The sequence below is a fragment of the Micromonospora sp. 050-3 genome (assembly GCF_046549335.1).
Classification (GTDB): domain Bacteria; phylum Actinomycetota; class Actinomycetes; order Mycobacteriales; family Micromonosporaceae; genus Micromonospora; species Micromonospora trifolii.
In genome coordinates this window covers 2,483,367-2,496,819 of sequence record NZ_JAJPVX010000002.1, presented here as the reverse complement: position 1 = coordinate 2,496,819, position 13,453 = coordinate 2,483,367, and the positions used below count along the sequence as shown (strand labels likewise).

The following is a 13,453-nucleotide window of genomic DNA, read 5'->3' as shown; positions in this document are numbered from 1 at the left end:
GCTGGTGGCCGTCAAGGGACCGGAGGTGGCCCTCGGAAAGCCGGCCGCCCGGTAACCAAGGGGCGGTGCGCCGTCGGGCTGCCTATCCTTGGGCACGACATGCAGAATCCAACCGCCTCCGTCGCGTCCGACCCCGTTCGCGAGCTGCACCGCCGCCTCACACCTCTGATGTTCCGCGACCAGCGCCGGCTCCAGCGGCGACTGGACGGTGCCCGCAAGCTGCGCGACCCGCAGCGTCGGGAGGCGGCGCTGACCGAGATAACCGCCGACCTGGTCCGGGCCGAGCAGCGCCTCGCCGCCCGGCAGGCGGCGGTGCCCGTGATCACGTACCCGGTGGGTCTGCCGGTCAGTGAGCGCAAGGACGACATCGCCGCCGCCATCCGCGATCACCAGGTGGTGATCGTGGCGGGCGAGACCGGCTCCGGAAAGACCACCCAGATCCCCAAGATCTGTCTGGAGTTGGGGCGCGGGGTGCACGGCCTGATCGGGCACACCCAGCCCCGGCGGTTGGCCGCCCGGACGGTGGCCGACCGGATCGCCGACGAGCTGGGCACCGAGTTGGGCGACGTGGTCGGCTACAAGGTGCGCTTCACCGACCAGGTCAGCGAGCGCAGCCTGGTGAAGCTGATGACCGACGGCATCCTGCTGGCCGAGTTGCAGACCGACCGGATGCTGCGCCAGTACGACACGCTGATCATCGACGAGGCGCACGAGCGCAGCCTCAACATCGACTTCATCCTCGGGTACCTGCGGGAGCTACTGCCCCGACGGCCCGACCTCAAGGTGATCATCACCTCGGCGACTATCGAGACCGACCGGTTCGCCCGGCACTTCGCCGGCCCGCCCACTGCCGACGAGCCGGAGGGCGTGCCCGCGCCGGTGGTCGAGGTCTCGGGGCGTACCTACCCGGTGGAGGTGCGCTACCGGCCCCTCGTCGAGCTCGCCGAGGGCGAGGAGGACGGCGACGAGGAGAACGTCCGCGACCAGATCCAGGCGATCGGTGACGCCGTCGAGGAGCTGGCCGCCGAAGGGCCCGGGGACATCCTGGTCTTCCTCAGCGGCGAGCGGGAGATCCGGGACACCGCCGACGCGCTGAGCAAGCTCGTGCAGACGAAGCGAACGCTGCTCGGCACCGAGATCCTGCCGCTGTACGCGCGGCTCTCCTCCGCCGAGCAGCACCGGGTCTTCGCCGCGCACTCCTCGCGCCGGGTGGTGCTCGCCACCAACGTCGCGGAGACCTCGCTGACAGTGCCCGGCATCAAGTACGTGGTGGACCCGGGGACCGCCCGCATCTCCCGCTACTCCAGCCGGCTCAAGGTGCAGCGGCTGCCGATCGAGCCGGTCTCCCAGGCCTCGGCCAACCAGCGCAAGGGCCGGTGTGGCCGCACCTCGGACGGCATCTGCATCCGCCTCTACGACGAACAGGACTTCCTCTCCCGGCCCGAGTTCACCGACCCGGAGATCCTGCGCACCAACCTGGCGTCGGTCATCCTCCAGATGACAGCGATCGGGCTCGGCGACCTCGCCGCGTTCCCGTTCATCGACCCACCGGACAAGCGCAACATCACCGACGGCGTCAACCTGCTGCACGAGCTGGGCGCGTTGGACCCGACCGAGGCCGACCCGGCGAAGCGGCTCACCGCGCTCGGCCGGCGGCTGGCCCAGTTGCCGGTCGACCCGCGCCTGGCCCGGATGGTGGTCGAGGGCGAACGCAACGGCGCCGCCACCGAGGTGCTGGTGATCGCCGCCGCCCTCTCCATCCAGGACCCACGGGAGCGGCCGGCCGAGAAGCAGGCCCAGGCGGACCAGGCGCACGCCCGGTTCGCCGACAAGGAGTCGGACTTCGTCGCCTACCTCAACCTGTGGCGCTACCTGCGTGAGCAGCAGCGGGAGCTCTCCTCCAGCGCGTTTCGCCGGATGTGCAAGGCGGAGTACCTGAACTACCTGCGGATCCGCGAGTGGCAGGACATCGTCAGCCAGTTGCGCCAGGTGCTGCGTACCCCGTCGGACGGCGATCGACGGGGTGGGCGGCCGGCGCGCGACAGCTCGGACGACGCGGACGCCGGCCGGGGCCGCCGGGGTGGCACGGACCTGCCGGAGGAGATCGACACCCCCAAGGTGCACCAGTCGCTGCTGCCCGGACTGTTGTCGCACATCGGCCTGAAGGACGCCCAGAAACACGAGTACCTGGGGGCCCGGGGCGCGAAGTTCGCGCTCTTCCCCGGGTCGGCGTTGTTCAAGAAGCCGCCGCGTTGGGTGATGGCCGCCGAGCTGGTGGAGACCTCCCGGCTGTGGGGCCGCATCGCCGGCCGGGTCGAGCCGGAGTGGGTCGAACCGCTCGCGCAGCACCTGGTAAAGCGCAGCTACAGCGAACCGCACTGGGAAAAGAAGCAGGCCGCGGTGATGGCCTACGAGAAGGTCACCCTGTACGGCGTCCCGCTGGTCAGCTCCCGCAAGGTCAACTTCGGGCGGATCGACCCGACGCTGAGCCGGGAGCTGTTCATCCGGCACGCCCTCGTCGAGGGCGACTGGCAGACCCACCACCAGTTCTGGGCGGACAACAAGCGGCTGCTCGCCGAGATCGAGGAGTTGGAGAGCCGGGCCCGCCGCCGGGACATCCTCGTCGACGACGAGACCATCTTCGGCTTCTACGACCAGCGGATCCCGGCCGACGTGTCCTCCGGCCGGCACTTCGACAGCTGGTGGAAGAAGACCCGCCGCGAGCAACCCGACCTGCTCACCTTCACCCGCGACCTGCTGATCAACGACGGCCGACCGGGGGTGGACGAGGACGACTACCCGGACGAGTGGCAGGCCGACGGGGTGAGCCTGCCGCTGACCTACCGGTTCGAGCCGGGCACGCCGGACGACGGCGTCACAGTGGACATCCCGCTGCCGCTGCTCAACCAGGTACCGGCGGAGACCTTCGACTGGCAGGTGCCGGGGCTGCGCGAGGAGACGGTGATCGCGCTGATCCGCTCGCTGCCCAAGGCGATCCGCCGCAACTTCGTCCCGGTTCCGGACTACGCCCGGGCCGCTCTGGCGGCGATCACTCCCGGCGAGGAGTCGCTGCTGGACGCGCTCACCCGGCAACTGCGCCGGATGACCGGTGTGACAGTGCCCCGTGACGCCTGGGAGCCGGGCAAGCTCCCGGCGCACCTGCGGGTGACATTCCGGGTCCTCGGCGACGACGAGAAGCCGGTCGCCGAGGGCAAGGACCTGCCGGCCCTGCAACGCCAACTCCGCCAGGAGGTACGCCAGGTGGTGGCGGCCGCCGCACCGGAGGTCAGCCGGACGGGCCTCCATGAGTGGAGCATCGACGATCTTCCTCGCACCATCGAGCAGGTCCGCGCCGGTTACGCGGTCACCGCGTACCCGGCGCTGGTCGACGAGGGCGCCACAGTCGGGGTGAAGGTGTTCGACTCCCCCGCCGAGGCGGAGGCGGCGCACTGGGCCGGCACCCGCCGGCTGCTGCGGCTCACGGTGCCGTCCCCGGCGCGGTTCCTCCAGGGGCGGCTCGACAACGAGGCGAAGCTGGCGTTGAGCCGCAACCCGCACGGCGGCGTACAGGAGCTGATCGAGGACGCGGCGGGCGCGGCCATCGACCGGCTGATCGGTGTGGCCGGCGGGCCGGCGTGGGACGCCGACGGCTTCGCGGCCCTGCGTGAGAAGGTCCGCGCCGACCTGGTCGACACCGTCGTCGAGGTGATGGACCGGGTCCGCAAGGTCCTCGCCGCCGCGTACGCCGTCGAGCAGCGACTCGGCGCGACCCGCAACCTCGCCGTGGTGGCGGCGCTGGCCGACATCCGCAGCCAGCTCGCCGGGCTGGTGCACGCCGGTTTCATCACCGAGACCGGGTACGCGCGCCTGCCCGACCTGCTGCGCTACCTCACCGCCATCGAGCGTCGACTGGAGCGGCTGGGCGGCAATCCGCAGCGGGACCGCCAGCAGCAGGACCGGATCGCTGTGGTGCAGAAGGAGTACGCCGACCTGCTCGCCAACCTGCCGCCGGCCCGCCGTCAGGAGACGGCCGTCCGGCAGATCCGCTGGATGATCGAGGAGTTGCGGGTGAACGTCTTCGCCCAGGCGCTGGGCACCCCGTACCCCGTCTCCGAGCAGCGGATCTATCGGGCGATGGACGACGCCGAGGGCCGCTGAGCCCGGCGGCCGGGCCGCTGCCGGCCTCGTCGCGGCGGCGGCCCCGGCCGGCCTCTTCGCGGCGGCGGGCGCCGGCGGGTCAGGTCAGTGGCTCGACGCCGGGGGGCAGTTCGCCGAGGTCGATCGCCGCCTGGATGTAGTCGAGCAGGATGCGCCGAAGCTCCCGACCGGCGTGGGTGGGTACGACGTCGCGCCGACGGGCCACCGCGATGGTCCGCCGCACGCCGGGCGGGGCGAGCGGGGTGATCCGCACGCCCGGCCGGCGGGCCAGCACGATGCCGGGCACGAGCGCGATGCCGAGCCCCGCCTCGACGAAGCTGAGCACCGCGTCCATCTCGCCGCCGTCCACAGCGAAGGTGGGTTCAAAGCCTGCCTCCCGACACGCCTGGATGGTCGCGTCGCGTAGGTCGTACCCCTCCCGGAACATCACCATCGGCTGGTCCCGCAGGTCGGTGATGCGCAGCTCCCCGGTCGTCGACGCGGTCGCCACCTCCCCCACCGAGGCCACCACCAGGCTCTCCCGCAGGATCGGGTCGACCCGCAGCCCCGGGTCGGCCCCCTGCGCCGGCATGATGATCAGGGCCAGGTCGAGGTCGCCGCGCAGAAGGTCGCGGACCAGGTCCTGGGAGCCGCTCTCCTCGACGCGCAGGTCGATGGTGGGATGCGCGTCGCGGAACCGGCGCAGCACCGGCGGGGCGAGCGAGGTGGCCAGGCTGGGGGTGGCCCCGAGCCGGACCCGGCCCCGGCGCAGCCCGACCAACTCCTGCACCTCCCGGGTCGCGGTCTCCACGTCGGCGAGGATCCGGGTGGCCAACGGCAGCAGCACCTCACCCGCCGCGGTGAGCGCGATGTTGCCCCTTACCCGCTCGAACAACGGAGCTCCGAGGTCGGCCTCCAGAGCGTGAATTTGCTTACTGAGAGAGGGCTGAGTGATGCCCACGATGTCGGCGGCTTGGGTGAAATGTCGTACTTCGGCCACCGCGACGAAGTACCGGAGCTGATGGAGCTGCATCTAAATAGCCTACGGCTATCAACACTGCGAGTTTGATGCATTGGACGACTGAACGAAGTGCTCCTAGCGTCGGTCCTGTGGTAATCACGAAGACTCGGTCGCCCATCCGCTCGAACGTCGGCCTCAAGGCCGTCATGGCGGTGACGGGCATCATGCTGGCGCTGTTCCTCATCGCCCACATGCTCGGCAACCTGAAGGTGTTCACGGGGGAGACCTCGTTCGACCACTACGCGCACTGGCTGCGCGACATCGGCAAGCCACTGCTGCCCGGCGTCTGGTTCCTGTGGATCCTGCGCACCGGGCTGGTCGTGGCGGTCGTCGCCCACATCGTCGCCGCCACCGTGCTGGCCCGGCGGGCCCGCGCCGCCCGCCCGGTCAAGTACGCCCACCGCAAGAAGGTCAACGGCAGCTACGCGGCCCGCACGATGCGCTGGGGTGGAGTGATCATCCTGCTCTTCGTGATCTACCACCTGCTGGACCTGACCACCGGCACGCTGAACCCGGTCGGCGACGCCAGCAAGCCGTACGGCAACGTCGTCGCCGACTTCGCCCCGGAGCGCTGGTACGTCACGCTCTTCTACACGCTCGCCATCCTCGCGGTGGGCTTCCACCTGCGCCACGGCGCGTTCAGCGCGTTCCGCAGCCTCGGCCAGCAGACGCCACGCGGCGAGCGCAGGGCGCGTACCGCGGCTCTGATCTTCGCCGTGCTGCTCTGCGCCGGGTACCTGGTGGTCCCGTTCGCCGTACTCACCGGATTGGTGTCCTGACATGGAACTCTTCACCGAGGGCGACCCGATCGCCGACACCAAGGCTCCCGCCGGCCCGGTCGAGAAGCGTTGGGAGACCCGGCGCTTCGAGGCCAAGCTTGTCAACCCCGCCAACCGCCGCAAGATGACGGTGATCGTGGTCGGCACCGGCCTGGCCGGCGGCTCCGCCGCCGCGACACTGGCCGAGCAGGGCTACCACGTCAAGTCCTACTGCTACCAGGACAGCCCGCGCCGGGCGCACTCCATCGCGGCACAGGGCGGCATCAACGCGGCGAAGAACTACCGCAACGACGGCGACTCCGTGCACCGGCTCTTCTACGACACCGTCAAGGGCGGCGACTTCCGCTCCCGGGAGTCGAACGTGCACCGGCTCGCCGAGGTGTCGGTCAACATCATCGACCAGTGCGTCGCCCAGGGGGTGCCGTTCGCCCGCGAGTACGGCGGCCTGCTGGACACCCGCTCCTTCGGTGGCGCCCAGGTGCAGCGCACCTTCTACGCCCGGGGCCAGACGGGCCAGCAGCTGCTGCTCGGCGCGTACCAGGCCCTGGAGCGGCAGATCGGCCTGGGCAACGTCGAGATGAACACCCGGCACGAGATGCTGGAACTGGTCCTGGTGGACGACAAGGCCCGCGGCATCGTGGTCCGGGACATGGTGACCGGCGAGATCAGCACCGAGATGGCCGACGCCGTGGTGCTCGCCTCCGGCGGCTACGGCAACGTCTTCTACCTCTCCACCAACGCCAAGGGCTGCAACGTCACCGCCACCTGGCGCGCGCACCGCAAGGGCGCGTACTTCGCCAACCCGTGCTACACGCAGATCCACCCGACCTGCATCCCGGTCTCCGGCGACCACCAGTCGAAGCTGACCCTGATGAGCGAGTCGCTGCGCAACGACGGCCGGGTCTGGGTGCCGAAGACCAAGGGTGACGACCGCAGCCCGAAGGACATCGGAGAGGACGAGCGGGACTACTACCTGGAGCGGATTTACCCCTCCTTCGGCAACCTGGTCCCCCGCGACATCGCCTCCCGCGCCGCGAAGAACGTGTGCGACGAGGGTCGGGGCGTCGGGCCCACGAAGCTCGGTGTCTACCTCGACTTCGCCGACGCGATCGGCCGGCTGGGCCGCAAGGCCATCGAGGCCAAGTACGGCAACCTCTTCGAGATGTACGAGCGGATCACCGGCGAGGACCCGTACGAGGTGCCGATGCGCATCTATCCCGCCGTGCACTACACGATGGGCGGCCTGTGGGTCGACTACGACCTCCAGTCGAACATCCCCGGCCTGTTCGTGATCGGCGAGGCGAACTTCTCCGACCACGGCGCGAACCGGCTCGGCGCCTCGGCGCTGATGCAGGGCCTCGCCGACGGCTACTTCGTGCTGCCCACGACCATCGCCAACTACCTGGCCTCCGGCCCGCTGGAGAAGGTCGACGCCAGCCACCCGGCGGCCGTCGAGGCGCGCACCGACGTCGAGGACCGGGTCCAGCGGCTGCTCGCGGTCGACGGCGACCGGACCGTGGACTCGTTCCACCGGGAACTGGGCCAGATCATGTGGGAACACTGCGGCATGGAGCGCAGCGAGGCCGGGCTGCGCAAGGCGATCGACGAGATCCGTGCCCTGCGCGAGCAGTTCTGGCAGCGGGTCAAGGTGTCCGGCACCGGCGAGGAACTCAACCAGTCGCTGGAGAAGGCCGGCCGCGTGGCCGACTTCTTCGAGCTGGCCGAGCTGATGTGCATCGACGCCCTGCACCGCGAGGAGTCCTGCGGCGGCCACTTCCGGGCCGAGCACCAGACCTCCGACGGTGAGGCGCAGCGCGACGACGACCGGTTCGCGTACGTGGCGGCCTGGGAGTTCACCGCCGACGGCGAGCCCTCGGTGCTGCACAAGGAAGACCTGAAGTTCGAATACGTCCACCCCACGCAGCGGAGCTACAAGTGAACCTGACCCTGCGCATCTGGCGCCAGAAGGGCCCTGAGGACAAGGGTCGGATGGTGACCTACCCGGTCGACGACGTGTCCCCGGACATGTCGTTCCTGGAGATGCTCGACGTGCTCAACGAGCGGCTGATCCTCGCTGGCGAGGACCCGGTGGCGTTCGACCACGACTGCCGCGAGGGCATCTGCGGCATGTGCGGCCTGATGATCAACGGCGACGCGCACGGTCCGCAGCGCGGCACCACCGCCTGCCAACTGCACATGCGGCAGTTCAAGGACGGCGAGACGATCGACATCGAGCCGTGGCGGGCCAGCGCCTTCCCGGTCGTCAAGGACCTGGTCGTCAACCGGAGCGCCTTCGACAAGATCATCGCGGCCGGCGGCTACGTCACCGCGCCGACCGGAAGCGCGCCCGAGGCCCACTCCACCCCGGTGGCCAAGGCCAACGCCGATGCCGCCTTCGAGTCCGCGGCCTGCATCGGCTGCGGCGCCTGCGTGGCAGCCTGCCCGAACGGCTCCGGCATGCTCTTCACCGCCGCCAAGCTCACCCAGCTCTCGCTGCTGCCGCAGGGCCAGCCCGAGCGCTACACCCGGGTGATCGGCATGGTCGACGCGCACGACGAGGCCGGCTTCGGCGGCTGCACCAACGCCGGCGAATGCACCCCCGCCTGCCCGAAGGGCATCCCGCTGAACACCATCGGCCGGCTCAACCGCGACTACCTCGCGGCCACCGCCAAGGGAGCCAACAACACCCCCGGTTCCTGACGTCGCCGTACCGACCGCCGTATCCCGCTTTCCGGGGGTACGGCGGTCGTGCGTTTCTGGCTCGTGGCCCTTGGTTGCCATGAGGGCTGATCCACTCGGGTTTCAGGAAGTCGGCCTGTCACCAGGTGTCGGATACCGCCACTTCAAGGAACGCGAGTGGATCAAGCCTGACCGCCCGAAGCCGGGGACGGTCACCCCCAGCCCTCACCCACGCCAGGGACAGCTCGCCGGTTCAAGTGCCTGAGCCCGGGTAGCAGTCTTCCAAGACGGCAGTGAGAAGGGATGAGGGACATGAAGGCGCTCACCTGGCAGGGCAAGCGAGACGTACGGGTCGAGGAGGTCCCGGACCCTAGGATCGAGGAGCCGACCGATGCGATCGTGAAGATCACCTCGACCGCGATCTGCGGTTCCGACCTGCACCTGTACGAGGTGCTCGGGCCGTACCTGAAGCCGGGTGACGTCCTGGGCCACGAGCCGATGGGCATCGTCGAGGAGGTCGGGTCGGAGGTGACCGGGCTCAAGCCGGGCGATCGGGTGGTGGTGCCGTTCAACATCTCCTGTGGGAGTTGCTGGATGTGCCAGCGCCAGCTCTACGCGCAGTGCGAGACCACCCAGGTCACCAGCGAGGGCAAGGGCGCGGCGCTGTTCGGTTACACCTCGCTCTACGGTTCCGTGCCGGGCGGGCAGGCCGAGTACCTGCGCGTCCCGCAGGCCCACTTCGGGCCGATCAAGATCCCGCAGACCGGCGCGGACGAGCGCTACCTCTACCTGTCCGACATTCTGCCCACCGCCTGGCAGGCGGTGAAGTACGCGGACACCCCACGGGGCGGCACCCTGGCCGTCTTCGGCCTGGGTCCGGTCGGGCAGTTCTGCGCGCGGATCGGCCGCCACCTCGGCGCGGGCCGGGTGATCGGGCTGGACCTGGTGCCCGAGCGGCTGGAGCTGGCCCGCCGGCACGGCATCGAGGTGCTCGACGTGAGCCAACTGTCCGACGTGCCGGGCGCGCTGATCGATCTGGTCGACGGGCGCGGCCCGGACGCGGTGATCGACGCGGTCGGGATGGAGGCGCACGGCTCGCCCGTGGGCAAGTTCGCCCACGCCGCTGTCGGGTTGCTGCCGGACAAGTTGGCCCAGACGATGACCGACCGGGTCGGCGTGGACCGGCTGTCCGTCCTGCACGCCGCGGTCAAGGGGGTTCGTCGCGGGGGCACCGTGTCGGTCTCCGGGGTGTACGGCGGCGAGGCGGACCCGATGCCGCTGATGGAGATGTTCGACCGTGGCATTCAGCTGCGGATGGGGCAGTGTCACGTGCGCCGGTGGACCGACGAGATCCTGCCGCTGCTCTCCGGCGACGACGACCCGCTGGGCGTGGAGGACCTGCGTACCCACCGGTTGCCGCTGACCCGGGCGCCGCAGGCGTACGAGATGTTCCAGAAGAAGGAAGACGGTTGCATCAAGGTCGTACTCGAACCATGAGTGCGAGAGTGCCGTGAGCCGGGTGGTCGTGATCGTTGGCGCGAGCAGCGGGATCGGCCGGGCGACGGCCCGGGCGTTCGCCGAGCGCGGCGACCGCCTCGTCCTCGCCGCTCGCGCCACCACGACCCTGGCCGAGGTACGCGCGGAGTGCCCCGACGTCGACGTGCTGACCGTGCCGACCGACGTGACCGAGCCGGGCGCGCTGGACGCGCTCGCGGGCGCCGCGATCGACCGCTTCGGCCGCGTCGACGTGTGGGTGCACACGGCGGCGGTGATGGCCTACGGTCGCTTCGACGAGCTGCCGGAACGAGTCTTCGACCAGGTGGTACGGACCGATCTGCTCGGCGCCGCCGGCTCGGTGCGGGTGGCGCTGCGGCACTTCCGGGCCACCGGGGCCGGCACGGTGATCCTCACCGGTTCGCTGCTCGGGCACGTCACCGCGCCGTACATGAGCGCGTACGTGGCGAGCAAGTGGGGGTTGCAGGGGCTGGCCCGGACGGTGCAGCAGGAGTTGCGCGACAGCCCGGAGATCCGGCTGTGTCTGGTGAACCCGGGCAGCGTGGACACTCCGGTGTACCAGCAGGCGGCCAACTATCTGGGCCGGATCGGGCGACCTCCACCGCCGGTCACCAGCCCGCAGCGGGTGGCCCGGGCCATCGTGGACTGTGTCGACCGGCCCCGCCGGGAGGTGTCGGTGGGCCGGCTCAACGTGGTGCTGCGGGCCGGCTTCACAGTGCTGCCGGGGGTCTACGACGTCCTCGTCGGACCGTTGATGCGGGCGGCGGGACTGAGTGGACGGTCAGTCGACGCGCACGACGGCTCGGTCTTCGCCGCGAACCCGGCCGGCGAGGCGATGCGCGGAGGCCACCTCCCCGACCTGCGGAAACTCTTGTTCGGACCCGTCGGTGCGGTGAGCGCCGCACTGCGCCGACGGCTCGACTGACCTGTTCGGAACTGTTCGGGACATTCTCGGGGGCATCGTGCGTCGATCAACTCGCCTAGGGTGGTGGGCCAGCAAGCGCTCAGGCACACCACGATCGGGGAGACGATTGACCATGCGACTGAACCGCAGGACGGCACTCGGATTGGGCACTGTGGCCACCGCCGGCACGGTGCTGGGCGCCGCCGCCCCGGCGAGCGCCGCCGAGACCACCGAGGCGTCGCCGACCACCCCCGCTCAGGCCGCCCGTCGGGTCGCCTCCGTCTTCACCAAGCACAGCGCCGCGGCTGGCGGCAACTGGCAGGCGTACGTCAGCGTCGCCGACCCGGCCGGCGCGCCGGTGGTCGCGGTAGAGGTTGACGCGGACCGGCGGATCGAGGCGTACAGCGTCAACAAGATCGCCGTTGCCACGGCGGTGCTCGACAAGGTCGACCGGGGGTTGCTCACCCTGGACCAGCAGGTCGAGGTGAGCGCCGCGATCGTCGTACCGGGCGGTGACGGCATCTTCAGCCTGGACGGCGCGTACCCGAGCCTGGTGACCATCGGGCACGTGCTGGCCAACCTGCTGACCGTCTCGGACGACACGGCGGTGCGGCTGTGCGGGCTGGTCGCCCCGGCGGCCGAGATCAACTCCATCCTGGTCGCCAAGGGCTTCCCGAACACCCAGGTTCAGCCGGTGGCGAACCCGAACCGGTTCTTCCTCGGCACCAGCACCCCCCGCGAGACGCACGACCTGCTGCGCGCCCTGGTCGCTGGCACGCTGCTCTCCCCCGCCTCGACGACGTACCTGTTGGGCATCCTGCGCTCCCCGGTGGCGTTCACCGACGGCATCCGGCGCACGATGTCCTCCGACGAGCGGGCCCGGATCGCCACCAAGGCCGGCTGGTTCGGCGACGCCCGGCACGAGGCCGGTGTGATCTTCGATCGCTCGGGCGCGGCGGTGCTCACCTACGCCCTCTTCGCCGACGGGCAGGCCAACCCGGAGGACTTCGGCGCGACCCACCCGGCTGTGCAGGCCCGGGCCGCCATGGGCCCGAAGTTCCTGGCCGCTGTGGACCGGATCGCGGGCGTGGGCAAGACGTTCCGGATCACCGCCCGACGCCCCAGCAACGGCGGCTAGGGCACTCCGCAACTCCCTCCCGGGTCGGTCGCCGCTGCCGACGACCGACCCGGCGTGGCGACCACCGAAGCACGGGTCGGTCCGGGTGACTACCGTGTAGGGCGGACACGTCGGAGGGACGGCAATGGCACGAGCGCAGAACACGGACGTCGAACGGTCGCTCGGGCGGCGGATGCGGGGCGCCGCTGGCCTGGCCGCGCTTGCCGGCCTGGCCTGGGTCGCCCGGGATGTGCCGGCGGCGCTGGGTGGCCGGCTCAGCGGGGCGCGGGCCGAACGGGCAGCCCGCTCGCCGCAGTTCCGCGAGGGCACCTTCCACAACCGGGCCGGCACCCGCACGATGATCGCCGAGCCGGGGCGCAACCTGGTCCGCGAGCTGATCTTCGGCAAGCAGAAGCGGCGTCCCACCGCGGCCGTGCCGCTGCTGCGCCCCAGCGCCGACGCGCCGGAGGCCGCCGACACCGCCGGCGAGCTCAACATCGTCTGGTACGGCCACGCCTCGACGCTCATCGAGATCGAGGGCCGGCGGGTGCTGCTCGACCCGGTCTGGAGCGACAGGTGCTCCCCGTCGGGTCTGGTCGGCCCGCGCCGGCTGCACGAGCCACCGGTGGGCATCGACGAGCTGCCCCCGCTGGACGCCATCCTGATCTCGCACGACCACTACGACCACCTCGACATGGCCACAGTGCGGGCGCTACTCGCCGGGCAGTCCGCGCCGTTCCTGGTGCCGCTCGGCGTGGGCGCACACCTGGACCGCTGGGGCGTACCCGCCGAACGGATCATCGAGCTTGACTGGTCCGAGTCGCACCAGGTCGCCGGCCTGAAGATCACCGCCACCGCCGCCCAGCACTTCTCCGGACGCGGGCTGCGCCGCGACGGCACGCTCTGGAGCTCGTGGGTGGTGGCCGGGGCGCGCCGCAAGGTCTTCTACACCGGCGACTCCGGCTACTTCGACGGGTACGCGGAGATCGGCGCCGAGCACGGGCCGTTCGACGTGACGCTGATGCAGATCGGCGCGTACGACAGGGCCTGGCCGACGATCCACATGTTCCCGGAGGAGGCGGTCAGCGCCCACCTCGACCTGCGCGGCGGGCTGTTCCTGCCGGTGCACTGGGCGACGTTCAACCTGGCCCTGCACGACTGGTCCGAGCCGGTCGACCGGCTGTGGGCCGAGGCGAAGGCCCGCGACGTGCGGCTCGCCGTGCCCCGGCCGGGCGAGCGGGTCGTGGTCGACGAGCCGCCCGCCGTCGACGGCTGGTGGCAGGCCGTCGCCTGAGTCAGGC

The 13,453-nt window shown here is 70.8% G+C and carries 9 protein-coding genes; 8 read left to right on the top strand and 1 reads right to left on the bottom strand.

Going from position 1 to position 13,453, the window contains the following annotated elements:
* Window positions 1-99 precede the first annotated feature (99 nt).
* Window positions 100-4,158, top strand: a complete 4,059-nt coding sequence (gene hrpA, locus ACLJOK_RS26495; protein ID WP_410821283.1) for an ATP-dependent RNA helicase HrpA — start codon at window positions 100-102, stop codon at window positions 4,156-4,158.
* A gap of 79 nt (window positions 4,159-4,237) precedes the next feature.
* Here the strand turns inward: hrpA and ACLJOK_RS26490 are convergent, their stop codons facing one another.
* Window positions 4,238-5,170 (bottom strand): LysR family transcriptional regulator, encoded by a 933-nt coding sequence (locus ACLJOK_RS26490; RefSeq protein WP_410821282.1) that lies wholly within the window; start codon window positions 5,168-5,170, stop codon window positions 4,238-4,240.
* An 83-nt stretch (window positions 5,171-5,253) separates the two neighbouring features.
* Here ACLJOK_RS26490 and ACLJOK_RS26485 point away from each other — a divergent pair, with 83 nt between their 5' ends.
* The 7 genes from ACLJOK_RS26485 (at window position 5,254) to ACLJOK_RS26455 (ending at window position 13,446) form a co-directional block, all read left to right on the top strand.
* Window positions 5,254-5,937 (top strand): succinate dehydrogenase cytochrome b subunit, encoded by a 684-nt coding sequence (locus ACLJOK_RS26485; RefSeq protein ID WP_410821597.1) that lies wholly within the window; start codon window positions 5,254-5,256, stop codon window positions 5,935-5,937.
* Between the two features lies 1 nt (window position 5,938).
* Window positions 5,939-7,876 carry a fumarate reductase/succinate dehydrogenase flavoprotein subunit gene (locus tag ACLJOK_RS26480; protein WP_410821281.1) on the top strand — a complete coding sequence of 646 codons (1,938 nt, stop codon included), beginning with the start codon at window positions 5,939-5,941 and terminating at the stop codon, window positions 7,874-7,876.
* Window positions 7,873-8,637 carry a succinate dehydrogenase/fumarate reductase iron-sulfur subunit gene (locus tag ACLJOK_RS26475; RefSeq protein ID WP_091401529.1) on the top strand — a complete coding sequence of 255 codons (765 nt, stop codon included), beginning with the start codon at window positions 7,873-7,875 and terminating at the stop codon, window positions 8,635-8,637. Before ACLJOK_RS26480 ends, ACLJOK_RS26475 begins: the two co-directional genes overlap by 4 nt.
* A 291-nt stretch (window positions 8,638-8,928) precedes the next feature.
* The gene (locus ACLJOK_RS26470) at window positions 8,929-10,113 is read left to right on the top strand and encodes a zinc-dependent alcohol dehydrogenase (protein ID WP_410821596.1); all 1,185 of its coding nucleotides are present in this window, start codon (window positions 8,929-8,931) and stop codon (window positions 10,111-10,113) included.
* Between the two features lie 13 nt (window positions 10,114-10,126).
* Complete coding sequence (locus ACLJOK_RS26465; protein WP_410821280.1) at window positions 10,127-11,056, top strand: SDR family NAD(P)-dependent oxidoreductase; 930 nt, start codon at window positions 10,127-10,129, stop codon at window positions 11,054-11,056.
* A 112-nt stretch (window positions 11,057-11,168) separates the two neighbouring features.
* Entirely contained in the window at window positions 11,169-12,173 is a 1,005-nt protein-coding gene (locus ACLJOK_RS26460; RefSeq protein ID WP_410821279.1) for a serine hydrolase, read from the top strand.
* Between the two features lie 124 nt (window positions 12,174-12,297).
* A complete protein-coding gene (locus ACLJOK_RS26455) occupies window positions 12,298-13,446 on the top strand; it encodes an MBL fold metallo-hydrolase (protein ID WP_410821278.1) in 1,149 nt (382 codons plus the stop codon).
* Window positions 13,447-13,453: the final 7 nt, after the last annotated feature.